Origin of the sequence: Streptomyces sp. NPDC050548 (assembly GCF_044457385.1) — a bacterium.
Classification (GTDB): Bacteria; Actinomycetota; Actinomycetes; order Streptomycetales; family Streptomycetaceae; genus Streptomyces.
Genome location: NZ_JBITGV010000017.1, coordinates 185162 through 207249 on the forward strand (window position 1 = coordinate 185162; position 22088 = coordinate 207249).

A 22088-nucleotide genomic window follows, 5' to 3' on the forward strand; every position below is an offset into this window, starting at 1 on the left:
ACCGCGTCACGCCTGAGGCAGCGACTCCCCTTGCACCGCCTGGATGTCCAGTTCGACCTTGAGGGTCGTGCCGATCGCGGCGATGCCCGCCTGGACGACCTGGTTGTAGTTCATCGCGAAGTCCTCGCGGCGCAGTTCCGTGGTCGCGCGGAACGCGGCCCGCGTGCCGCCCCAGGGGTCGGCGCCGGTGCCGAGGTAGGCGAGGTCGAGGTCGACGGGGCGTACGACACCGTGGAGGGTGAGTTCGCCGTGCACCGTCCAGCGGTCGGAACCCGCCGGGGACAGGCCCGTGGAGCGGTAGGTGATCTCCGGGTAGCGGTCCACGTCCAGGAAGTCCGCGGACCGCAAGTGCGTGTCCCGCATGCCGTTGCCCGTGTCGATGGACGTGGCCCGGATGACCGCCTCCACGCGGGACTTGGCGATGTCGTCGGGCGCGATCTCGACCGTCGCCGCGAAGTCGGTGAAACGGCCGCGCACGCTGGAGATGCCCAGGTGCTGGGCGACCGCGCCGACCGTGGAGTGCGCGGGGTCGACGGTCCAGGGGCCGGGCGGCGGGAGTTCGGTGCCGCCCTGGCGGGCCAGGGTGACCGTGCCGACCTCGGCCCGGCCTCCCCCAGAGGGGGGACCCCCAGCGGTGACGATCGCGGTGGCGGCGGCGGGCGCGTAGCCGACGGCGGTCACGATCACCGTGTACGGCCCGGGGGCCATGGGGTTCGGGTCCCGCACCGCCCCCTCCGCGTCCGCCTCGGCCCGCAGCACCTGCGCGCCGGTCGGGTCGGTCACCGTGACGACCGCGTGCGACACGGCCCATCCGTCGCGGGTACGGATCTTCGCGGTCAGTCCCATGTGTCTTGCAACTCCTCGCCGTACAGCCCTGCAAAGGGGGCCGGTCCGCGCAACGCGCCTCCGCTCGGGACGCGTTGCGCGGACCGGGGTATCAACTACTCGCCGGGGTGGGCGAGTTCGATGTCGTGGCCGTCGGTTCCGCGGCCGTTCAGGGTGACGGCGGTGGCGACCGGCGGGTAGCCCGTCGCGATCACCGTGTACTCGCCGCCGCTCAGGTCGGTGAAGGCGTACGCCCCGTCCGAACCGGTGGTGGCGGTGCCGACCACGTTGCCCGCCGCGTCCACGAGGGTCACCCGGGCGTCGGCCAGCGGGCCGTGCGGGGCGCGGACCACGCCGAGGACCTGGGCGCCGGAGTCGAGGTCGATCTCGACCCGGGTGACGCCGGTGCCACCGACCTCGACGGGCAGCGCGCGCGGCCGGTACCCGTCGGCGTTCACCGCGACGGTCACCGCCCCCGGCACCAGCTCGGCGAACGCGAACTCGCCCTGCTCACCGGTGGTTCCGGTGGACAGCAGATCTCCGCGCACATCGGTCACGATCACCATCGCGTCCTTGACCGGCTGACCCGAATCGGCCGCCCGGACAAGGCCGTTGAGGCCGCTGGTACCGCTGAGGAGAACGTCGTAGGAGACCGGGTCGCTGCCGTTGACGACGACCGTGGAGGCCTGCGGCTGGAAGCCGTCGGCGGAGGCGATCAGGACGTACGAGCCGACGCTCGGCGCGTCCAGCGCGTAGGAGCCGTCCGCCTGGGTGACCGAGCGGCCCAACTGGCGTCCCCCGAGGGAGATCAGGGTGACGGCGGCCTGCGGGACGGGCGCGCTCTCGGCGCCGCGGACGAAGCCGCGGACGGGAATTCCACCGGACGCGGGGACGGACATGGCTGTGGTCACGGGTGCGGTCTCCTCCTGCGTCTCGGAAGTGGCGGCCCAGCTGGGGATCTTCTCCTCGGCCGGCGCGGGAATCTCGGCCGCGTCCAGCACGCCCACGGCCTCCTCGGCGGCCTGCGCAAGCCCGCCCGTCGTCCGCAGCGGGACCTCCTTGATGAACATCACGACGACGAACGCGATGAGGGCGAACGGGGCCGCGTAGAGGAACACGTCGGCGATGCCGTGGCCGTAGGCGCTCTCCAGCCAGGTGCGGACCGTGCTCGGGAGGGCGTCCATGTCGGGGAGGGCGCTGCTGCCGACGGCCTTCGCGGCGGCGGCCTGCGACTGCGGGTCGAGCGAGGCGACGGTGTCCTTGGCGTAGTGCGTGATCCGGCCCGACATGACCGAGCCGAGCACACCGACGCCGACCGCGCCGCCGAGCGAGCGGAAGAAGCTCACCGTGGAGGAGGCGGCGCCGAGATCCTTCGGGGTGACCTGGTTCTGCGTGGAGAGGACCAGGTTCTGCATCATCGTGCCGACCCCGATGCCCAACATGGCCATGTAGATGGACAGTTCCCAGTACGGGGTGTCGTAGCGCATCAGACCGAGCAGGCCCAGGCCCGCGGTGAGGAAGAGGCCGCCGGCCACCAGCCAGCCCTTCCAGCGGCCGGTCCTGGTGATGAAGCGGCCGGAGACCATCGACGCGACGAACAGGCCGCCGATCATCGGGATCGTCATGACACCGGACATCGTCGGGGACTTGTCGCGGGCGAGCTGGAAGTACTGGGAGAAGAAGACCGTGCCGGAGTACATGCCGACGCCGACGAACAGCGAGGCCAGCGAGGCGAGGGACACCGTGCGGTTGCGGAACAGGCGCAGCGGGATGATCGGCTCGCTCGCCCGGGTCTCGGTGAACACGAACAGCAGCGCCAGCACGAACGTGCCGCCCACCATCGTGTACGTCTGCCACGACAGCCAGTCGTACTTGTCGTCGGCGAAGGTCACCCAGACCAGCAGCAGCGAGGCCGCGGCGGTGATGAAGAAGGCGCCGGCCCAGTCGACCTTGACCTTCCGCTTGGTGACCGGGAGGTTCAGCGTCTTCTGCAGGACGATCAGCGCGATCAGCGCGAAGGGGATGCCGACGAACAGGCAGTAGCGCCAGCCGAGCCACGAGGTGTCGGTGATCACCCCGCCGAGCAGCGGACCGCCGACGGTCGCGACGGCGAAGGTGGCGCCGGTGTAGCCGGAGTACCGGCCGCGCTCGCGCGGGGCGATCATCGCCGCCATCACGACCTGGACGAGGGCGGACAGGCCGCCGGCGCCGAGGCCCTGGATGACACGGGCGCCGATCAGCATCGCCGGGTTCTGCGCGAGGCCGGCGACGACCGAGCCGATGATGTAGATGACCAGGGATATCTGGACCAGGGCCTTCTTGCTGACCAGGTCCGCCATCTTGCCCCACAGCGGCACCGAGGCCGTCATGGAGAGCAGGGCCGCGGTGACGACCCAGGTGTAGGCCTCCTGGCCGCCGCCCAGGCTGCCGATGATGGTCGGCAGAGCGTTGGTGACGATCGTCGAGGAGATGATCGCGGCGAACAGACCGAGCAGCAGCCCGGAGAGCGCCTCCATGATCTGCCGGTGCGTCATCGGAGAGCCGTCGGGGGCCGCGGGGGATCCCCCTCCGTGCTTGGCGTGAGCCCGCACACCGGCTGGTGTGGTCGTTGCCATGGGCTTCCTTTTCTTCCGTGCTTATGCGGGTGTACGGGTGGTGTGTTCGAGTTCGGGGTGGGGGGAGTGGGGGGAACGGGGGGTTTCGACGGGAGGGGGCTGGGCCGTGTGCGTACTACGGCAGTCGCCGAAGTCGGCGCGGAGCCGGGCCATCAGCCGGATCAGCTGTCCGACCTCGTCGTCGCTCCAGCCGCTCAGCCGGTCGGCGAGCAACTGGGCGGTGCGCCGGGACAGTTCGTCGAGCCGGACCTGGCCACTGGGGGTGAGGCGCAGGATGCGGGAGCGCTTGTCCGAGGGGTCGGCGGACCGTTCGATCCAGCCGCGGTCGGCGACGTGCGCGACATGACGGCTGGTCACGGACATGTCGACGGCGAGCAGCTCGGCGAGCCTGCTCATGCGCATGGCGCCGTGCCGGCCGAGCAGGGTCAGTACGGCCGCGGAGCCGCTGGGGCAGTCGGACGGCAGGATCCGTCCCAGCTCCCTGCGTACGGCGCCGAAGGCACTGAACTGACGCATCAGCTCCTCGTACTGCGTCCGCTCGGCCATCACACCTCCCCTGCCCTCCATGGTCACGTTCGTTGCTTGGGGCAACCATAAGAGAGGTTGGTTGCTACAGGCAAATAAAACGGGATGGGTGTGGCATAAAAAGTTGGCAAAGGCAAGCATTTCTGACCGTAAACCCACAGGTGGGAACGGCTGCGCGAAGCCCCGCACTTGGGTGTCCCCCGGGGATTCGCTAGTGTCTCGGCCCATGGCAAACAACACCCAGGGCCCCGAGGGCAACTACGACCCCGCCGGCAGCACCCAGATGTTCCGTGCCTTCGTCGACGAGACCCCCCAGGGCGGCCGCCAGCAGCAGGCCGCCGCTCCCGCCGGACCGCGTATCGGCCTGATCGTCGGCGTCGTCGTCGCCGTGCTGGTCGTGGCGGCGGTGGTGTACCTGGCGATGATGTAGCGCCGACCGCGCGATTCAGGCGGCTACCGGGCCGGCTCCACGGGGTACCGGTAGACCGTCGACTCCCGCGCCCGGAAGCCCAGCCGCTCGTACAGGCGGTTGGCGGCGGTGCGGTCGGGGCGTGAGGTGAGATCAACGGTGCGGGCGCCGGACTCCCGGGCGATCCGCAGCGCTTCGTCGGTCAGCAGGGCGGCGATTCCGTGGCCTCGGGCCGCGGTGTCGCTCCGCTGGGGGAAGCCGTCATCTGTCGTTGGTTGGCTGCGGCGCCGTTGTGGCTGGGCGCGCAGTTCCCCGCGCCCCTTTGGGGCGCTTCCTTGCGCCACTTCACAGAGACGTCCCGTGTCTCGATGTGCATCCTCAGCGGAACGCGTCGACGCACGCGGCCGGGGTCTTGTCCTTGTGCGCGCCAGCCTGTTGATGTGCGTCCCGAACGTCACCGTGTCCGAACACACCGCCGTACCCCCGGAGTTGCCGCCCGCGTAGGCGGGCGGTGTGGGGCAGACGACGGCCGCCGACGCACCCAGCGGGGCGCCTCGGCGGCCAGTTGTCCGTGTGGGACGACGCGTCGGGTCGTGGAGAGTGGCTGACGCTTCGTCACGTAGGAACCCTTGGCGGCGGGTTCAAGGGGGGTTCAGTCGGAGATCAGGCCCTCGCGCAGGGTGGACAGGGTGCGGGTGAGGAGGCGGGAGACGTGCATCTGGGAGATGCCGACCTCCTCGCCGATCTGTGACTGGGTCATGTTGGCGAAGAAGCGCAGCATGATGATCCGGCGCTCGCGGGGCGGGAGTTTGGCCAGGAGGGGCTTCAACGACTCTCGGTACTCCACGCCCTCCAGGGCCGTGTCCTCGTAGCCGAGGCGGTCCGCGAGGGAGCCCTCGCCGCCGTCGTCCTCGGGGGCCGGGGAGTCGAGCGAGGAGGCCGTGTAGGCGTTGCCGACCGCGAGGCCGTCGACGACGTCCTCCTCGGACACGCCCAGGACCGCGGCGAGTTCGGGGACCGTCGGCGACCGGTCCAGCTTCTGGGAGAGCTCGTCGCTGGCCTTGGTGAGGGCCAGCCGCAGCTCCTGGAGGCGACGCGGGACGCGCACCGACCACGACGTGTCGCGGAAGAAGCGCTTGATCTCGCCCACGACGGTCGGCATCGCGAACGTCGGGAACTCCACCCCGCGTTCGCAGTCGAACCGGTCGATCGCCTTGATCAGGCCGATCGTGCCGACCTGGACGATGTCCTCCATCGGCTCGTTGCGGGAGCGGAAACGCGCGGCGGCGTAACGCACCAGCGGGAGATTGAGCTCGATGAGGGTGTCCCTGACGTAACCGCGCTCGGGGCTGTTCTCGTCGAGTGCGGCGAGCCGCAGGAAGAGGGAGCGGGACAGGGTGCGGGTGTCGATGGCTCCCGTGGTCGGGAGGGCCGGGGCCGGTACGGCGGGTACGGCCTCCAGGACCGTAACGGCGTCGAGTGCGGGCTCAGCCTCGCTCTTGGTGAGCGTGAGCACCTTCGAGCTGCCCTGGTCTGCGGACATGCCACCCCCTTTGGGTCGCGGGACGGTCGCGGCGATCGCCCCCGTCTGGGGAGCGGTGCCTTCACCTGAATACCGGAGCCTGGGCCACGGCAAACGCGCTTCCGGCAGAATGTCACATGTCGGCAACACGCTGTAGTGACATGTCGACTTGTCTGTTACGAAACAGCCCTGGAAAAAGGGGGTCTGACGGTTTTTCAGCGCAGAACTGGCGGGAACCGCCCCAGTGAGTGATTCGTTCGTACCGGTGACAGTTCGCCAGCGCTTTCGGTTGTGCCTCTACGCCTCTACGCCTCTACGCCTCGATGCGGTTCGCGGAGCGCAGCCGCTGGAAGCTGCGCGCGAGGAGCCGTGAGACATGCATCTGGGAGACGCCGAGTTCCGCGCTGATCTGCGACTGGGTGAGATTGCTGTAGTAGCGCAGGAGCAGGATCCGCTGTTCGCGCTCGGGGAGTTGGACGAGCAGGTGCCGGACGAGGTCGCGGTGTTCCACGCCGTCCAGGGCCGGGTCCTCGTAGCCGAGCCGGTCCAGCAGGCCGGGCAGTCCGTCGCCCTCCTGGGCGGCCTCCAGGGAGGTCGCGTGGTACGAGCGGCCCGCCTCGATGCAGGACAGCACCTCGTCCTCGCCGATGCGCAGCCGCTCGGCGATCTCCGCGGTGCTCGGAGTGCGCCCGAAGGCGGTCGTCAGGTCCTCGGTCGCCGCGTTGACCTGCACCCACAACTCGTGCAGCCGGCGCGGGACATGGACCGTGCGAACGTTGTCACGGAAGTAGCGCTTGATCTCACCGATGACGGTCGGCATCGCGAACGTCGGGAACTGCACGCCCCGGTCCGGGTCGAAGCGGTCGATGGCGTTGATCAGACCGATGGTGCCGACCTGGACGACGTCCTCCATGGGCTCGTTGCGGGAGCGGAAGCGGGCGGCGGCGTAGCGCACGAGCGGGAGATTGGCCTCGATGAGCGCCCCGCGCACCCGGTTGTGCTCCGGCGTACCCGGCTGGAGCCCCTTGAGCTGGCCGAACAGCACCTGGGTGAGGGCCCGGGTGTCGGCACCGCGGCTGCGCGGCGGAGCGGCTGCCGCCGGGGGCTGGGCGGGAGCCTCTTCCTGAGGCGGCGCTGTACTGGCCGACACGGTCAACGCCACACCTCTTCAATAGGTCAACTCATCCGTCAAAAGCGGTCATAGCATCACAAGACATGTGCACTGTGTGCAAGCACCGACTAATACCTTGTTAGGCCGTGTTGACGGGCAAGTTGGGGCATTGGGTGCGAGAGAGCCCCCCGCCGTCATGGCGGGGGGCTCTCTCGGCGGTGCGTTCAGATCTCGTAGTCGGCGATCACCCAGGTGGCGAACTCGCGCCACAGCACGACGCCCGCCTGGTGCGCGGGGTGCTCGATGTACCGCTTCAGGGCGTCGGCGTCGTCGACCGACGAGTTGATCGCGAAGTCGTAGGCGATGGGGCGGTCGCTGATGTTCCAGCCCAGCTCCCAGGAGCGCAGTTCCTCGATCAGGTCGCCGAGCGGGCGGAACGCCTCGACGCCCGCCACCACCCGCGGGTCGTCGCGCTGGACGCCCTCGTTGAGCTTGAAGAGGACGAGGTGGCGGATCATCTGCACGCTCCCGGGTGGTCGGCTACTGCGCCCCGTCGGCCAGCCAGGTCATGAAGTCGCCGATGGCCTTCGCGGCGTCCGATATGCCTTCGAAGCCTATCTGGACGTAGTCGGCCGCCTTGGACGGGTCCGTGATGATCACGTACGACGCGAAGACCACGAGCACATAGACGGCGATCTTCTTCGCGTTCACCGCCATCGCGGCCTCCCCTGTGACTTCGTGCCCGTGGGCCCCCTGTTGCCGGCGGTGAGTGTAACCTTCACGGCCGTTTTTTGGATCAATCAGGGATCAACGACCCCCAGGTGAAGGGCTGTTGCCCCGAGCCGCCCGCCGAAATCCGGGAATCCTCACCGAAGGTGGCTGTGCGACTACATCCTGTCTCCATGGATGAAGGGTTTGTGGCGCTCGTGGCCGCCGGGGTCGGGCTCGTCGGGGCGGTCGGGGGCGCCGCCATCGGGGGCCTGGCCGCGACCAGGGGAGCGCGTATCGGGGCGGAGACGGCGGCGAGGGCGACCGCCAGGCAGGTCCAGGACCAGGCGGTCACCGACCACGGCCACTGGCTTCGCGGGCAGGTTCTGGAAGCGTGCCGGGCTTTCCTGTCGGCCTACGTCTCGTACGCCATCCATGCGTCGAACATGACGCGGGCGATCGAGCGGGAACTCCGGGAACTCATGGGTGAGCTGGGGGGAGCGTGCGGGCAGGCCGTGACCGACTTCAGGAACGCCTATTTCCAGGTGCGGCTGGTCGCGGCGGAGGACGTCCGGCAGTGCGCGCAGGAGCTGAAGCGGCTCGTCGAGGAGCACAGGGAGTGCGTCGACGCCTGGCTCGACGCGTTTCTCGGCATGGACGGTTCGGCGGTGGCCGCCGCGCGGGCCGAGGAAGAGCTGCTGCGGGGGAGGCTCGCTCGTCTGCACACCGAGTTCATGGAGACGGCGTGGCTCTCCATGTCGCGCCATCCGGCCCCGGCGGCCGACTGAGACGGAAACCGGGACGGAACGTGCCGAAGGGCCGGTCCCCATCGGGGCCGACCCTTCAACCATCTGCGGTAGCGGAGGGATTTGAACCCTCGGTGACTTGCGCCACACTCGCTTTCGAGGCGAGCTCCTTCGGCCGCTCGGACACGCTACCGAGAGAGACCTTACAACAAGGTGGGGTGTGGTTTGAAATCGGTAATCGAGGCCTGCCACCGAAGCTGCTAGCGGTCCCGGAAGAACTCCGTGAGCAGGTGCGCGCACTCCTCCGCGAGCACGCCCTCGATCACCTCGGGGCGGTGGTTGAGCCGCCGGTCGCGTACGACGTCGAAGAGCGAGCCGGCCGCGCCGGCCTTCTCGTCGCGGGCGCCGTAGACGACCCGGTCGACCCGGGACTGCACGAGTGCTCCCGCGCACATCGTGCAGGGTTCGAGGGTGACGACGAGGGTGCAGCCGGACAGCCGCCACTCACCGAGGTGCGCGGCGGCCCTCCGGATCGCGAGGACCTCGGCGTGCGCCGTCGGATCGCCGGTGGCCTCGCGTTCGTTGTGGCCGGTGGCGAGCACGGTCGTACCGTCCGGGGACAGTACGACCGCGCCGACCGGGACGTCGCCGCCCCGGGCGGCCGCTCCGGCCTCGTCCAGGGCGAACCGCATCGCGGCCCGCCAGCGGTCGCGTACCGGGTCCCAAGGCCCTTCTGTGCGTGCTGCGGTCAGCGGACGGTCTCCAGGACCTCCGAGGCCCCCAGGGCCTCGGCGATGGAGCTCAGCGCGTCGTCGGCGTCGAGGAGGCGCAGCTCCTTCTCGCCGACGCCCAGGTCGTCGAGGATCTGGCTGTCCCCGACCGGGCTGTGCGGAACGGCCTCGGCCGAGGTGCCGTCCTCGTCGTCGTCCTCGGAGTCACCGTCCTCGGTGCCGTCGAGGTCGAGGGAGTCCAGATCGACGACATCGTCGTCGTCCGGATCCCTGCCGAGCAGCTCGTCCGTGAGCAGGATCTCGCCGTACGAGCTGCGGGCTGCCGCAGCTGCGTCCGAGACGTAGATCCGGGGGTCGTCCTCGCCGTCGATGCGGACGACGCCGAACCAGGCGTCCTCCTGCTCGATGAGCACCAGCACCGTGTCGTCCTCGGGCGAGGCTTCACGGGCCAGTTCGGCCAGATCCGACAGGCTCTCGACATCGTCGAGCTCTGTGTCGCTCGCTTCCCACCCGTCTTCGGTGCGCGCGAGCAGTGCGGCGAAGTACACCGTGACTCTCCCACTGGTCTTAGGCGTGCCGGTTGGGGGTCCCCCCGGCGGAGGTTGCGGGCGGGGAGAGCTCGTGCTCCGAGCCCCACCCACTCGGAATCGTGGCAGAAACAAGGCGTTCAGGGGACGTCTTCGGCTCCCTGTGTCCGCCCGTGTTTGATCGACCACCAGCGGGATCGTACGCGGCGATCGCCGTGCGCACGCACCGGGTTGGCCTTACAAGGTCCTGTGAGACAGGCCTCAATCACCAGCGGAAGGTTCGCATTCGCATGGCGTGGCGCAGCCGGGCGGCCTTGGCGCGGCGGGGCTGGACGCGGTCGCGCAGCTCACGGGCCTCGGTCAGTTCGCGCAGGAACTGTGCCCGGCGCCGTCTGCGTTCGGCATCGGTCTCCCGGCTCTCGTGCTGTGCCGGGTCCTCGTGGGACTCACGGTCAGGCATCGGCTCACCACCCCGGTCCGTCCCTCCCACTTTCCCCCGGACGGGCGGTTTGATGCCAGTGAGGGCGGAATCGCCCCCGCTCCGGCCGCCGTCGGGGCCGTTCGGAGCGGGGCCGCGGCAGCCGCGGGGCCCGGCTACTGTTGTGGACATGCGTCTCCACGTCGTCGACCACCCCCTGGTCGCCCACAAGCTCACCACGCTGCGCGACCAGCGCACCGACTCCGCGACCTTCCGCCGCCTGGCCGACGAGCTGGTCACCCTGCTCGCCTACGAGGCCACGCGCGACGTGCGCACCGAACAGGTCGACATCACGACGCCGGTCGCCCCGACCACGGGCGTCAAGCTGTCCTACCCGCGCCCGCTGGTGGTGCCGATCCTGCGGGCCGGCCTCGGCATGCTGGACGGCATGGTCCGCCTGCTGCCCTCGGCCGAGGTCGGCTTCATGGGCATGGTGCGCAACGAGGAGACGCTCCAGGCCTCCACGTACGCCACGCGCATGCCGGAGGACCTCTCGGGCCGTCAGGTGTACGTCCTGGACCCGATGCTGGCCACCGGCGGCACGCTCGTCGCGGCGATCCGCGAGCTGATCAAGCGCGGCGCGGACGACGTGACGGCCGTGGTGCTGCTCGCCGCCCCCGAGGGCGTCGAGGTCATGGAGCGCGAGCTGGCGGGCACCCCGGTGACGGTCGTGACGGCCTCGGTCGACGAGCGCCTGAACGAGCACGGCTACATCGTCCCGGGCCTGGGCGACGCCGGCGACCGGCTGTACGGCGCGGCCGAGTAAAACCCGCTCAACACCCGATTCCCGTACGGCTCTTACCTGCCGTGGGGCTCACGGGCCCTACGAGCAGGCCTTCGGCGAGGCGCTGGCCGTCGGTGCCGGTCCGCTCAGCGCGGCCAGCGCCTTGTCGGCCGCGGCCTTCGCCGTGAGGTCCTTGAAGGCGGTGCCGATGATCAGGTCGACGGCGTTGCCCTTGCGGGTGGCCTCGGTGCGGCGCTCGGCGCCGGTGAGCTGGGTGGCAAGGACGGGCAGCGAGGTGTCGAGGGAGGCGGCGGGGCCGAGCAGTATGCCGGTGCCCTTGACCTTCTTGTCGAACTGCGCGGTCGCGTTGCCCACGTCCCCGATCTTGAAGCCGCGCTTCTTGAGTTCGTCGGCGGTCGACTTGGCGAGGCCGCTGCGGGGCGTGGCGTTGTAGACGTTCACGGTGATCTGGGCGGGCTTCGGTACGGCGGCGGTCGCGGTGGTGCTCGCAGAGGGGCTCACCTTGGACGCGCAGTCGGCCTTGGGACCGGCCGCCGAGGCCTGCTTGCCGCCACCGGTGAAGACGTCGATGAGCTGCAACGTGCCCCACCCGCCCACACCCAGTACGGCGACGGACGCGACCACCATGAGGACGAGCCGCCCGCGGCGCCGCGGGCGGCGCATGCGCGGGTATTTGTCCCCCGTGATCCGGTACTGGCCGCCCATGCCTGGGGGAGTCAGCATGCTCATGAGCGCAGCGTAGTGCGCCCGGGCGACGATGCCTACTAGATGATCATTCGACAGCGCCGAGACCAACCCGAAAGGGTCAACGCCCTACCGGCGGGAGCGTTCAGTCGAGTTCGAGCACGCGCGCGTGGAGTACCTGTCGCTGCTGCAGCGCGGCGCGGACCGCGCGGTGCAGGCCGTCCTCCAGGTACAGGTCGCCCTGCCACTTCACGACGTGCGCGAAGAGGTCGCCGTAGAAGGTCGAGTCTTCGGCGAGGAGGGTTTCCAGGTCGAGCTGGCCCTTGGTCGTCACCAGCTGATCGAGGCGGACCGGGCGCGGCGCGACATCCGCCCACTGCCGGGTGCTTTCCCGGCCGTGGTCGGGGTACGGCCGGCCGTTTCCGATGCGCTTGAAGATCACACGGAAAGCCTACCGGTCATGACGTTCCGGGCGCAGCCATGGAGACGGAGTGCGACGCTGGAAAAGATGCCGCAAAGCCGGGCAAAAAGGGAACCGAGGGCTGATATGAGTGACAGCGAGACGATCGCCGCCGGGTACGCCTTCACAGGACCTGCACTCGATCTGGGCCCGTTCGCGTGGATGGTGAGCTGCTGCGACGCTTGACATACCACCCGATCGGGGGGAGGCAGCATGTTCACCAGAACACGGACGGGACTCGCCACGCTGGCTGTGGCCGGCGCGGTGCTCCTACCAGTGGCCACGGCGGCTCCAGCGGACGCGGCGAGCTGCGCGCATCACACGGTCGGCACCTGCCACGCCGACTCCCCGCACCCGCGAGGGGCCACGGCTCAGTGCCGGGACGGTACGTACTCGTACAGCAAGCATTTCTCCGGCACGTGCTCTCGCCACCACGGGGTGAAGTACTGGTACCGGTGAAAGGCGAGGGCCCCGCCGGAGACGAACCGACGGGGCCCGGGCTGTCCGGTTCGGCCCGGTACGTTAAGGGGTCGGCTCCTTCTCGACCACCGGAGCACTCGCGGCGTTCGCCTTCACGGACTCTATGCCGTGCATGCACGACGCCTTGCTCTCGTACGCCTCACCCACGGCGATGATCTCGCCGTTACCCGCCTTGAGCCGGAACCGGTACTTGTCTGCCTTGTCCTTGTAGACCTCGAACTTGCCTGCCATGGCATGCCGCCTCTCGGATGTGCCCCCTAAAGCGACGCTAAGCCGCAGTCCTGGACAGCGCAGCTTGGGAGAGTCTGTAGGGGGAGGGCTGCGTTCTCTTTTCAACGGGAGACGCCCCCGGCGATGTCCTGGCCCAGCTCGGCAACCGCGTCCAGCACGCGCTGCGCGCCTTCACCCCCGTCGCCGTCACCCGCCTCCGCGCCCCCGAGTCCCTGATGGGCCCGATCGACGCGGCGACCCTCGACCAGGCGGTCAAGTCCTCGTCCCTCTACGGCCGTTACGCACAGGCTGTGGACAGAGAGTCGGCGTACGAGAAGCTGGCGGCGGAGCCGCAGAAACCCGAGGAAGCAGCCGCGAAGGCTTCTCCGAAAGGGGCCAAGGAGGACGAGTCGATGGTCCAACAGGTCGTCGGCAGCGGCATGTTCAAGTCCCTGGCGCGTTCCGTCGGCACCCAGATCGGCCGCGAGATCACCCGCTCACTGTTCGGCACGGCCCGGCGGAAGAGGTAGCGCTCCGCGGGAAGCCGGAAGGGTGGCGAGCGCTGTCGGTCGGCTGCGGCGCCGTCGTGGCTGGTCGCGGGGGGGGGGGGGGGGGGGGGGGGGGGGGGGGGGCGGGGGGGGGGCGGGGGCGGGGGGGCGGGGGGCGGGGGCGGGGGGGGGGGGGGGGGCCCCCCCCCCGGGGGGGGGCGCCCCCCCCGCGGCCGATTCGTCTGACCTGCTCAGCGCTCCTGTTCCTTCGGGGCCTGTTGGGGTTCGGGCCGGCGGACGTCCGGCTTGGGCGCGTTGCGTACGGCCTCCGCGCGCAGCAGGGCGCGCAGGACCGTGTACGGGTCGATGGGCATGGCTGTGTTCCTCGCGTCGCACTGACTTGACTGACCTGGCTCGGGGCGGTCGGTCCGTCAGCAGCGCAGGACCACCGTGCGCTGGGCACGCAGGGTGTACGACGGCCCGTGCGGCGCGGGGAGAGGACGGCTCTCGGGTTCGTGCGACGCCGGGGCGGGTGCGGGGCGCAGGGGTGCGGTGGGCCGGTGGACGGCGGGGGAGAAGGGCCGTAGGGCGGCGGTGGCCGTGTCGAGGACGTCGTACTCGATGGTCGTCTCGACGGAGGACGCGACGGGCGTCGCGCGCGTCTCGGCGTGGGTGCCCGGCACCAGGAGGGCGAGCAGCAGCACGAGCGCCCGCAGCCAGGCACGGCTGCGGGGGAGGCTGCGTGCGGTGCTCACGGGGGTCAATCTGCCCTGTGGAGCTACGGCGTTCATCGCGTCCGGAGCGAGATACGCCCGCATGGAGCAGGGGTGCCGGTCACAGGGAGGTCGGTACTCGCTTGGCCCGGCTCCGCATCCGGATGCCCGTGATGATCTCGACGACGCCGACCGCGACCAGCCAGATGCCGCCGACGAGGGTGAGGACGGCGACCGAGCGGAACGGCGAGTCGATGAGGACGATGCCGGCGATGAACGTGACGATCCCGAGGAAGATCTGCCAGCCGCGCGCGGGCATGTTCTTGTCGGAGGCGGCGGCCAGGGTCTGGGTGATGCCCCGGATCAGCCAGCCGATGCCGATCCACAGGGCGAGCAGCAGGATCGACTGCATCGGGCCGCGGAAACAGAACAGGCCCAGCACGATCGACAGCGCGCCGCTGATGAACGCCAGCACGCGCAGCGAGGTCGCCCTGTGGGTGCCGAACGCGGAGACCAGCTGGAAGACGCCGCTGATCAGCAGGTAGATGCCGAAGAGGATGCCGGCCGCGAAGAGCGACGCGCCCGGCCACACCAGGACCAGGACGCCCAGGACCAGCGACGCGATGCCGGTGAGCAGGACGACCTGCCAGGCGGCCTTGGACAGGGCGTGCAGGGGACCTTCGAGATCCGGTTCCCCGTACCGCTCGTCGTGCGGGGGCCGCGGTGCGTGGGCGCGGCGGTCGTCGAACTCCGGGCCCCTGGGGGAGCCGCTCGGTGCCTCGGTCATGGTCCATGTTCTGACCGGGGCCGCGCGGCCCGCCACCGGGACGGGCCGTCCGGCTGACGCGGTTACTTGCCGCCCGCGGCCTTCGCCGCCTTGGCCGCCGCCTTCATCTCCTGCTTGTGCGCGCGGACCTTGGCCAGCGACTCGGGCCCGGTGATGTCGGCGACGGAACGGTAGGACTCGGGCTCGCCGTACGCACCGGCGGCCTCCCGCCAGCCCTTCGGCGTGACGCCGAGCTGCTTGCCGAGCAGGGCCAGGAAGATCTGCGCCTTCTGCTTCCCGAACCCGGGCAGCGCCTCAAGCCGCTTCAGCAGCTCGGCACCGGTGCCGACACCGTCCCAGACGGCGCTCGCGTCCCCGTCGTAGTGCTCGACGAGGTACTGGCACAGCTGCTGGATCCGCTTGGCCATGGACCCCGGGTACCGATGCACGGCCGGCTTCTCGGAGAGGAGCGCGGCGAAGGCCTCGGGGTCACGGGCGGCGATGTCGTCCGCGTCCAGATCGGTGGCCCCGAGCCGGTCGGCGATCGTTCGCGGCCCCTTGAACGCCCACTCCATCGGCACCTGCTGGTCGAGCAGCATCCCGACCAGCGCGGCGAGCGGGGATCGGCCGAGGAGCTCGTCGGCCTCGGGGTCCTGGGCGAGGTGAAGGGTGACGTCCATGGGTCGATTCTGGCGCGTCCGGGCGGTGGATGCCCGCTGGTACGACGGGGTCGTTGTGGCACGGGCAGAGCGCCATTTCCATAAAAGTCAACCGCATTTTGAAACGGATTGCCGAGAGCAGTGGATTCCGGAGAAATCAATGGCTTTTCGCGATTGGATTCCGTCGCGTGATGCGTGATATTCGTTTGTGCCACACAGTCGACCGCCACCATTCCCGTGCGGAGGGATCACGCCGTGCACCAGCAATTACCCGGCGACTTATGGCGTATCGACCGTCGCTGCACCAACTGCGACGCCGCCCGGCAGCTCGCACCGGACCTGGTCGCCGAGGTCGCCGGACGCTCCTCGGTCATCCGCCAGCCGCGCACCGACGCGGAGGAAAAGGCGCTGCACGCCGCCGCGTTCGCGTGCCACACCCGATCGATCCGGCACGGCGCGCGGGCCCCGCACCCGGCGCTCGACCCCTTCCCGCTGCGGCTCGCGGAGCACGTGTACCTGTGCGGGCACAATGCGCCGCGCACCGCCGGCGCGAATTCCTATCTGCTGCGCCGACCGGCCGGAAACCTGATGATGATCGACACACCGCGCTGGAGTTCCGCCCTGGCCGCGAAATACGCGGCGCTCGGCCCGATCACCGATGTGCTGCTCACCCATCGCGACCATGCCGCGCACGGCCGCGAATACGCCGACCGGTTCGGCGCCCGCCTCTGGATCCACGAAGGGGACCTGGCCGCCGCGCCGGACGCGGACCGTGTGCTCCGAGGCACCCGGCCGATCGGGATCGCCGACGGAGTGACCGCGCACCCGCTGCCCGGACACACCGAGGGCAGCGTGCTGTATCTCGCCGACGACACCTACTGCTTCAGCGGCGACAGCTTCTACTGGTCCCGGTCCGACGGCGATCTCGCCGTCGCCGAGTCCGTCACCTGGTTCTCCATCACGGAACTGGCCGCGTCGCTGGCCCGGACGGCACCGCTGGTGCGCTTCGGGTTCCTGCTGCCGGGCCACGGCGACCGCAAGCAGCTGCCCGCCGACGACTTCACCCACCGCATGCACGCCCTGGCCGCCCGCACCGAGCAACTCCCGCCCCGGCCCGTCGACTTCACCGCCCTGCGCTGGTGACCCACTCCGCCCCGCACCGAGGAGCAGCCGTGCCGATCCTTGCCCCGGCGTCGTCCACATCGCCACGTCCAAGAGCACCAACGCCTTCCTGATCGACGGCGACGACGGCCTGACCCTCGTCGACGTCGGCGGTGCCAAGGCCGTGGACCTGTTGCTGCGCACGATCACGGAGTCGGGGCGGGACCCTGCCGACCTGAACCGGATCGTGCTCACCCACGCACACCCGGACCATGTGCAGGGCGCACCCGCACTGCGCGAGCGCACCGGTGCCCGCGTGCTGATCCATGCCGCCGACGCCTCGTGGCTGGCCGCCGGGCGGGTGCCTGAGGACGGTCGGTCCAGCCCGGCGGCCCGGCGCTACGACCGGCTTCCGGCCGCGCACTGGACGCCGTTCGAACCCGATGCCACGGTCGAGGACGGTGAACTCATCGCCGGTTCCGGCGGGTTGCGCGTGGTGCACACGCCGGGCCATTCCCCCGGCCACATCGCGTTGCTGCACGAACCCACCCGCACGGTGCTGGTCGGCGACGCGGTGTTCCACACGGGCCGCCTGGGCTACGGGCCCGCCACCTTCGCCGCCGACCCCGCCGCCCGCGCGACCGGCGCCGCCCGGATACCCCCCGATGTCACCGCGGTCGGCTTCGGTCACGGCGCCCCGCTGTCCGGAGCGGAGGTGGAAGCGTTCCGGGCCTTTCTGGCCAAGCAGCGCTGATCAGGGTGGCGCGGCCGGCCACGGCTCTCGCGGCGGCCCGCCTCAGGACGCCCGCCAGTACCCCAGCGCGTGCACCCGCTCCCGCCGTACGCCCAACTCCTTGCGGACGTACGACGACAGCGCCCGGGTCGTCGTCGTGTCGCAGGTGATCCAGACGTAGGGGTCGGGGGTGGTCTTGAGGAGGTCGGGGAGTTCCGTGCGGATCCGCTCGGTCAGTCGGCCCCTGGGGAGTGCGCGGATCTCGTGGTGGTCCGGGGCGGTGCGGAGGGGGAGTCCGTCGGGCTCGCCCTCGAACCAGATCGTCGCCGGGACCGTCGAACCCACCGCTCCCAGGAGGGAGTTGACGGCCGGGACGGATGCCGGGTCGGCGGCGACGAAGAGGTGGGAGGGGGCCGGGTCGGGGGCCTCGAAGCCCGTGCCCTGGACCGTCGCCTCGATCGTGTCGCCGGGCTCGGCCGACCGTGCCCAGTCGCTCGCGCGGCCCTCGTGCAGGGCGAATTCGAGGCCGAACGTGCCGGCCGCCGGGTCGGGATCGACCAGGGTGTACGCCCGCTGGTGCGGTTTGCCCGCGTTGTCGAACCAGAGCCGGACCCACATCGTCGGGTGGACGCCGGTCGCCGCGAGCATGCCGCCGTCGGTGAGGCGGAGGCGGCGATAGCGCGGGGTGACGTCCTCGGCCCTCGTCACGGTGAACTCGAAGTCCTTGGCGCGCAGCAGCCGGAGAACCGCGCCCTCCCATCCGCGCCCCTGTGCCATCGACTCTTCACCCTTCGCGTACGCTTTCCCCACCGATTTCTTAGGCAAGGCTAACCTTAATAACAGCCTCGGGGCAGGGAAGCAGAGGGTTCACAGGGTGACGACCGAGATCCACCGCGATGCCGGGATCCACCGCAATGGCGGGATCTACCGAGATGCCTGGGGAATCCCCCACCTCCGCGCCGGCAGCGCCGACGAACTCGCCCGCACCCAGGGCCGCGTCACCGCCCACGACCGCGCCTGGCAACTGGAGACCGAACGGCATCGCGCGCAGGGCACCTCGGCCGCCTTCCTCGGCATCGCCGCCCTGCCCTGGGACCTCTTCGCCCGCCGCGCCCGCCTCGACGACACCGCGAGACGCTGCTTCGCCGCGCTGGAGCGGCGGGACCCGGAGACCGCGCGCTGGGTGCGGTCGTACGTCGACGGCGTCAACGGGGGGCTGGGAGAAGGGACTTCGGCTCCCGAGTTCGTCAATGCGGGCCTCGCGCCCGGTCGTTGGGAGCCCTGGACCCCGCTCGGGGTCTGGCTCGCCACGCACATCCTCTTCGCCGGGTTCCCGGCCAAGCTCTGGCGCGAGGAGGCGATACGGCACCTCGGGCCGGACGCCGTCGGCCTGTTCGCCACCGACGGACCCGGCACCTCCGGCAGCAACGGCTGGCTGGTGAGCGGGGCACGGAGCGCGACCGGTCTGCCCGTCCTCGCCGGTGACCCGCACCGCTTCATCGAGGACCCCGGCGTCTACCAGCAAGTCCACCTCTCCTGCCGGGAGTTCGACGTGGTCGGCCTCGCCGTGCCGGGCGTCCCCGGCATCGCCCACTTCGGCCACACCGGCACGGTCGCCTGGGCCATCACCAACGCGATGGCCGACTACCAGGACCTCTACCGGGAGCGCCTGCGCCGCACCGGCGCCGGAGTCGAAGCCCTCGGCCCGGACGGGAGTTGGCGGCGCGCGGCCCGGCACACGGAGACCGTCGAGGTGGCGGGCGAGGCACCCGTCGAGGTCGAGGTCATCGAGACCGAACGCGGACCGGTCGTCATCGGCGGGCCTGAGGGCCTGGACGGCGGAGTCACCGCGCCGCCCGGCACCCCGCCCCTCGCCGTCAGCCTCCGCTATCCGCCCCGTGTCACCGAGGACCTCGGCTTCACCACCCTGCTCCCCCTCCTCCGCGCCCGCCAAGTCGCCGACGTGGACCGGGCGTTCGACGGCTGGGCCGAGCCCGTCAACGTCGTCCAGGCCGCCGACACCCAGGGCGGACTGCTGCACCGGGTGGCCGGAAAGGTCCCGCTCCGCGCCGAGGCCAACCGCACCCGACTCGTCCCCGCCTGGGAACCCGGCCACGAATGGCACGGCTGGCACGAGCCGCCCCGCACCGAACCGTCCCCCGACGGCATCGCGGTCATGGCCAACCAACGCGGCCCGGCCACCCCCCTCGGCGTCGAGTTCGCCCCGCCCCACCGCGCCGACCGCATCACCGCGCTCCTCGCCGAGCGCGCGCACTGGTCCGCCGCCGACATGCCGGCGATCCATATGGACACCCAACTTGGCTCCGTCACCCCCCTGTTGGAACACCTGGCCGCACTCACCGACCTCACCCCCGATGCCGCCGCACTCCGCGACCGGCTGCTGACCTGGGACCGCCGCATGGACGCCGACAGCACGGACGCCGCCGCCTACGCGGCCGTGCGCGGCGCGGTCGTACGACGGCTCGCGGCCCACCCGGCGTTCGCCGCGCTGGTCGAGCCGCCCGCCTACCCGGAGGTGTTCCAACCGTGGCTCGCGCTGCTCCCGCGCGTGGGCTTCGCGCTCGAACACCTGCTGCGCGCACGGGAGTTGTACGGCATCGATCGGTCGGAGGCTGTACGGGCGGCGGTCGAGGAAGTCGCCGCCTCACCCCTCAGCACCTGCTGGGGCGACACCCACCGCCTGACCCCCTGGCGGGCGCTCGCAGGCACCCCGACTCCCGGTCCTGGCCTGTCCGGTGACCACGACTGTGTGCTGTGCACCTCCTCCGTGCCCGGGCTCACCGACCTGAGCGCGCGCGGCCCGGCGGCCCGCTTCGTGTGGGACCTGGCCCGGCGGGAGGACAGCCTGTGGGTGGTGCCGCTGGGCGCGTCGGGGCTGCCCGGCTCGCCGCACCACCACGACCAACTCCCCTTGTGGCTCAAGGGAGATCTGGTCCCGGTGGTCACCGACTTCAGCCGCCTCGAACCCGTACCCGAACCCGACACCCCCACCCGCCAACCGGTCCACGAACAGCACGTCGACGGCTTCGGCACCGTCCGTGTCCTGCCCCTTGACCCGGCGGCCGACGCCGAGGTGATCCACCGCTGGGTCAGCGAGGAACGCGCCGCGTTCTGGGGCATGAACGGCCTCACCCGGGCCCAAGTCGCCGAGGTCTACGCCCACATGGAGACTCTCGACACCCACCACGCGTACCTGGTGCTCAGGGACGACGAACCGGTCGCGCTCCTCCAGACCTACGAGCCCGCGGCCGACCGCGTCGGCGACTGCTACGCCGTAGCACCCGGAGACATCGGCATCCACCTCCTCCTCGCCCCCGCCGGACCGGACGGTGCCCGCCCCGGCTGGTCGGCGGCGCTGATGGACGTCCTCGCCGCGTACGTCCTGCTCGGTCCGGACCGGCGTCGGATCGTGGTCGATCCGGACGTGCGCAACGAGAAGGCGATCGCGCGCTTCCTTCGGCAGGGCTTCCTGGCGGGCCCGCGGGTGGTGCTCCCGGAGATCGACATCCCGGACGTGTTCCTGCCCGAAACCCACGCCCAACTGGCGTTTCTCCCTCGTGAGGTGGCCTTCCCGTAGCCTGCCGGGGTGACCCCAGAAGACCTCGTCGCCCACTACGACCTGGAGCCGATCCCCCGCGAGGGCGGCCTGTTCCGCCGTACCTGGGCGGGCCCGGAACGGTCCGACGGCCGCCCCGAGGGCACCGCGATAGTCGCCCTCCTCGCCGCCCCGGACTTCTCCGCGCTGCACCGGCTGCCCAGCGACGAGGTCTGGCACTTCTACCTCGGCGACCCGCTCGAACTCCTGCTCCTCGCCCCCGACGGCACCTCCCGCACGGCGCTCCTCGGCCCGGACGTCCTGCACGGCCAGCATCTCCAGCTCACCGTGCCGGCCGGCACCTGGATGGGGGCGCGGGCCGTGGCCGACGGCGCGTGGACGTTCTTCGGCTGCACGATGGCGCCCGGCTTCACCTACGACGGCTACGAGCACGGCGACGCCGCCGAGCTGACCGCCCGCTATCCGGCCGAGGCCGCCCGTATCGCCGGGCTGTGCCGCCCGTGAGCGGCCTGCTGGCGGGCCAGGTCGCCCTGGTCACGGGCGCGGGCGGCGGCATCGGCCGGGGGATCGCCCTGCGGTTCGCCGAGGAGGGGGCGGCGGCGGTCGCGGTCCACTGTCGTACGGCCGTCGAGGCGGCGAGTGAAGTGGCGGCGCGGGTACGGGAGTTGGGCGCCGAGTCCGTCGTACTGCAGGCCGATCTGACCGACGAGGACGACTGCCGGGCGCTGGTCCGCGCGGCGGCGGAGTTCGGCGGTGGGCGGCTGACGACGCTGGTCAACAACGCGGGCGTACAGCCGACGCAGCCGCTGGACGGGATGACGGCGGCGGAGTGGCGGGCGGTCGTCGACACGAATCTGACGAGCGTGTTCGCGTGCACGCAGGCGGCGGTGGAGGTCATGCGGGAGCAGGGCGCCGGCTCCGTGACACACATCGCGTCCATCGAGGCGAGCGCCCCGGCGCCGCTGCACGCGCACTACTCCGCGTCCAAGGCGGCCGTGGTGATGCACGCGCGGTCGGCGGCCCTGGAGTACGGCCCGTACGGCATCCGCGTCAACACGGTCTCGCCCGGCCTGATCGACCGGGAGGGACTGGGGGAGGCCTGGCCGGAGGGCGTGCGGAGGTGGCGGGAGGCGGCGCCGACCGGGCGGCTGGGGCGCCCTGAGGACGTGGGTGACGCGTGCGTGTTCCTGGCATCCCCCCTCGCCTCCTGGATCACCGGGCACGACCTGGTCGTGGACGGCGGAGTCTCGGCCCGGCCCCCATGGTGAGCGAAGG

At 71.0% G+C, this 22088-nt stretch carries 27 protein-coding genes, 1 tRNA gene and 2 pseudogenes; 10 read left to right on the plus strand and 20 right to left on the minus strand.

What is annotated here, in order from left to right; translation table 11 throughout:
- Window positions 1-6: 6 nt before the first annotated feature.
- The 3 genes from ACIBJH_RS37290 to ACIBJH_RS37300 form a co-directional block, all read right to left on the minus strand.
- Window positions 7-846: a YceI family protein gene (locus ACIBJH_RS37290; RefSeq protein WP_399121374.1), complete on the minus strand. Its 840-nt coding sequence runs from the start codon at window positions 844-846 to the stop codon at window positions 7-9.
- A gap of 95 nt (window positions 847-941) precedes the next feature.
- Window positions 942-3440 (minus strand): MFS transporter, encoded by a 2499-nt coding sequence (locus tag ACIBJH_RS37295; RefSeq protein WP_399121375.1) that lies wholly within the window; start codon window positions 3438-3440, stop codon window positions 942-944.
- 21 nt (window positions 3441-3461) lie between these two features.
- Complete coding sequence (locus tag ACIBJH_RS37300) at window positions 3462-3986, minus strand: MarR family winged helix-turn-helix transcriptional regulator (RefSeq protein WP_399121376.1); 525 nt, start codon at window positions 3984-3986, stop codon at window positions 3462-3464.
- A 205-nt stretch (window positions 3987-4191) separates the two neighbouring features.
- Here ACIBJH_RS37300 and ACIBJH_RS37305 point away from each other — a divergent pair, with 205 nt between their 5' ends.
- The gene (locus ACIBJH_RS37305; RefSeq protein WP_262060892.1) at window positions 4192-4395 is read left to right on the plus strand and encodes a hypothetical protein; all 204 of its coding nucleotides are present in this window, start codon (window positions 4192-4194) and stop codon (window positions 4393-4395) included.
- A 23-nt stretch (window positions 4396-4418) separates the two neighbouring features.
- Here ACIBJH_RS37305 and ACIBJH_RS37310 read toward each other — a convergent pair.
- From ACIBJH_RS37310 to ACIBJH_RS37330, 5 genes and pseudogenes are all read right to left on the minus strand, one after another.
- Window positions 4419-4616, minus strand: a pseudogene (locus ACIBJH_RS37310) (GNAT family N-acetyltransferase); the annotation flags it as partial.
- A 410-nt stretch (window positions 4617-5026) separates the two neighbouring features.
- Window positions 5027-5917, minus strand: coding sequence for an RNA polymerase sigma factor SigF (locus ACIBJH_RS37315; protein ID WP_019073292.1), 891 nt, complete (start codon window positions 5915-5917; stop codon window positions 5027-5029).
- Window positions 5918-6209: 292 nt separating this feature from the next.
- Complete coding sequence (locus ACIBJH_RS37320; RefSeq protein WP_200715920.1) at window positions 6210-7058, minus strand: RNA polymerase sigma factor SigF; 849 nt, start codon at window positions 7056-7058, stop codon at window positions 6210-6212.
- A 173-nt stretch (window positions 7059-7231) separates the two neighbouring features.
- The gene (locus ACIBJH_RS37325) at window positions 7232-7525 is read right to left on the minus strand and encodes a Dabb family protein (RefSeq protein ID WP_399121377.1); all 294 of its coding nucleotides are present in this window, start codon (window positions 7523-7525) and stop codon (window positions 7232-7234) included.
- 22 nt (window positions 7526-7547) lie between these two features.
- Window positions 7548-7724: a hypothetical protein gene (locus ACIBJH_RS37330; protein WP_399121378.1), complete on the minus strand. Its 177-nt coding sequence runs from the start codon at window positions 7722-7724 to the stop codon at window positions 7548-7550.
- A gap of 185 nt (window positions 7725-7909) precedes the next feature.
- On the opposite strand from ACIBJH_RS37330, the gene ACIBJH_RS37335 reads away from it, so the two are divergent.
- The gene (locus ACIBJH_RS37335) at window positions 7910-8503 is read left to right on the plus strand and encodes a hypothetical protein (protein ID WP_399121379.1); all 594 of its coding nucleotides are present in this window, start codon (window positions 7910-7912) and stop codon (window positions 8501-8503) included.
- A gap of 66 nt (window positions 8504-8569) precedes the next feature.
- Here ACIBJH_RS37335 and ACIBJH_RS37340 read toward each other — a convergent pair.
- The 4 genes from ACIBJH_RS37340 to ACIBJH_RS37355 all read right to left on the minus strand — a co-directional run bounded on the left by ACIBJH_RS37340 (window position 8570) and on the right by ACIBJH_RS37355 (window position 10179).
- A tRNA-Ser gene (locus ACIBJH_RS37340) sits at window positions 8570-8654 on the minus strand.
- 67 nt (window positions 8655-8721) lie between these two features.
- Entirely contained in the window at window positions 8722-9153 is a 432-nt protein-coding gene (tadA, locus tag ACIBJH_RS37345; protein WP_399121380.1) for a tRNA adenosine(34) deaminase TadA, read from the minus strand.
- A 56-nt stretch (window positions 9154-9209) separates the two neighbouring features.
- Complete coding sequence (locus tag ACIBJH_RS37350) at window positions 9210-9740, minus strand: hypothetical protein (protein WP_399121381.1); 531 nt, start codon at window positions 9738-9740, stop codon at window positions 9210-9212.
- Window positions 9741-9984: 244 nt separating this feature from the next.
- On the minus strand, window positions 9985-10179 hold the full coding sequence (locus tag ACIBJH_RS37355; RefSeq protein ID WP_399121382.1) for a hypothetical protein: 195 nt from the start codon (window positions 10177-10179) through the stop codon (window positions 9985-9987).
- Window positions 10180-10327: 148 nt separating this feature from the next.
- On the opposite strand from ACIBJH_RS37355, the gene upp reads away from it, so the two are divergent.
- Window positions 10328-10963, plus strand: a complete 636-nt coding sequence (upp, locus tag ACIBJH_RS37360) for a uracil phosphoribosyltransferase (RefSeq protein WP_200715914.1) — start codon at window positions 10328-10330, stop codon at window positions 10961-10963.
- A 57-nt stretch (window positions 10964-11020) separates the two neighbouring features.
- On the opposite strand, the gene ACIBJH_RS37365 is transcribed toward upp, so the two are convergent.
- Window positions 11021-11647 carry a LytR C-terminal domain-containing protein gene (locus tag ACIBJH_RS37365; RefSeq protein ID WP_399121419.1) on the minus strand — a complete coding sequence of 209 codons (627 nt, stop codon included), beginning with the start codon at window positions 11645-11647 and terminating at the stop codon, window positions 11021-11023.
- 124 nt (window positions 11648-11771) lie between these two features.
- Complete coding sequence (locus ACIBJH_RS37370) at window positions 11772-12068, minus strand: type II toxin-antitoxin system VapB family antitoxin (protein WP_003999914.1); 297 nt, start codon at window positions 12066-12068, stop codon at window positions 11772-11774.
- A 231-nt stretch (window positions 12069-12299) separates the two neighbouring features.
- Between ACIBJH_RS37370 and ACIBJH_RS37375 the strand changes: the two genes are divergently transcribed.
- Entirely contained in the window at window positions 12300-12545 is a 246-nt protein-coding gene (locus tag ACIBJH_RS37375) for a DUF3761 domain-containing protein (protein ID WP_399121383.1), read from the plus strand.
- 63 nt (window positions 12546-12608) lie between these two features.
- On the opposite strand, the gene ACIBJH_RS37380 is transcribed toward ACIBJH_RS37375, so the two are convergent.
- Window positions 12609-12797 carry a YegP family protein gene (locus ACIBJH_RS37380; RefSeq protein ID WP_399121384.1) on the minus strand — a complete coding sequence of 63 codons (189 nt, stop codon included), beginning with the start codon at window positions 12795-12797 and terminating at the stop codon, window positions 12609-12611.
- Window positions 12798-12907: 110 nt separating this feature from the next.
- Here ACIBJH_RS37380 and ACIBJH_RS37385 point away from each other — a divergent pair.
- Window positions 12908-13306, plus strand: a pseudogene (locus ACIBJH_RS37385) (helicase HerA-like domain-containing protein); the annotation flags it as partial.
- 209 nt (window positions 13307-13515) lie between these two features.
- Here the strand turns inward: ACIBJH_RS37385 and ACIBJH_RS37390 are convergent.
- The 4 genes from ACIBJH_RS37390 to ACIBJH_RS37405 all read right to left on the minus strand — a co-directional run bounded on the left by ACIBJH_RS37390 (window position 13516) and on the right by ACIBJH_RS37405 (window position 15423).
- On the minus strand, window positions 13516-13638 hold the full coding sequence (locus ACIBJH_RS37390) for a hypothetical protein (protein WP_399121385.1): 123 nt from the start codon (window positions 13636-13638) through the stop codon (window positions 13516-13518).
- 57 nt (window positions 13639-13695) lie between these two features.
- Window positions 13696-14019, minus strand: a complete 324-nt coding sequence (locus ACIBJH_RS37395; RefSeq protein ID WP_399121386.1) for a hypothetical protein — start codon at window positions 14017-14019, stop codon at window positions 13696-13698.
- 79 nt (window positions 14020-14098) lie between these two features.
- Entirely contained in the window at window positions 14099-14764 is a 666-nt protein-coding gene (locus ACIBJH_RS37400) for an HdeD family acid-resistance protein (protein WP_399121387.1), read from the minus strand.
- Window positions 14765-14826: 62 nt separating this feature from the next.
- A complete protein-coding gene (locus tag ACIBJH_RS37405) occupies window positions 14827-15423 on the minus strand; it encodes an HhH-GPD-type base excision DNA repair protein (RefSeq protein WP_399121388.1) in 597 nt (198 codons plus the stop codon).
- A gap of 234 nt (window positions 15424-15657) precedes the next feature.
- On the opposite strand from ACIBJH_RS37405, the gene ACIBJH_RS37410 reads away from it, so the two are divergent.
- Both ACIBJH_RS37410 and ACIBJH_RS37415 read left to right on the plus strand, forming a co-directional pair.
- Window positions 15658-16545 (plus strand): MBL fold metallo-hydrolase, encoded by an 888-nt coding sequence (locus ACIBJH_RS37410; RefSeq protein WP_399121389.1) that lies wholly within the window; start codon window positions 15658-15660, stop codon window positions 16543-16545.
- A 58-nt stretch (window positions 16546-16603) separates the two neighbouring features.
- A complete protein-coding gene (locus tag ACIBJH_RS37415; RefSeq protein WP_399121420.1) occupies window positions 16604-17257 on the plus strand; it encodes an MBL fold metallo-hydrolase in 654 nt (217 codons plus the stop codon).
- Window positions 17258-17299: 42 nt separating this feature from the next.
- Here the strand turns inward: ACIBJH_RS37415 and ACIBJH_RS37420 are convergent, their stop codons facing one another.
- Window positions 17300-18013 (minus strand): siderophore-interacting protein, encoded by a 714-nt coding sequence (locus tag ACIBJH_RS37420; RefSeq protein ID WP_399121390.1) that lies wholly within the window; start codon window positions 18011-18013, stop codon window positions 17300-17302.
- 97 nt (window positions 18014-18110) lie between these two features.
- On the opposite strand from ACIBJH_RS37420, the gene ACIBJH_RS37425 reads away from it, so the two are divergent.
- From ACIBJH_RS37425 to ACIBJH_RS37435, 3 genes are read left to right on the plus strand one after another with little or no spacing between them, the layout of a single operon-like run.
- On the plus strand, window positions 18111-20834 hold the full coding sequence (locus ACIBJH_RS37425) for a GNAT family N-acetyltransferase (protein ID WP_399121391.1): 2724 nt from the start codon (window positions 18111-18113) through the stop codon (window positions 20832-20834).
- Window positions 20835-20843: 9 nt separating this feature from the next.
- Window positions 20844-21317 (plus strand): cupin domain-containing protein, encoded by a 474-nt coding sequence (locus ACIBJH_RS37430; RefSeq protein ID WP_399121392.1) that lies wholly within the window; start codon window positions 20844-20846, stop codon window positions 21315-21317.
- Window positions 21305-22081, plus strand: coding sequence for an SDR family NAD(P)-dependent oxidoreductase (locus ACIBJH_RS37435; RefSeq protein ID WP_399121393.1), 777 nt, complete (start codon window positions 21305-21307; stop codon window positions 22079-22081). The genes ACIBJH_RS37430 and ACIBJH_RS37435 overlap by 13 nt, the downstream gene beginning before the upstream one ends.
- Window positions 22082-22088 lie beyond the last annotated feature (7 nt).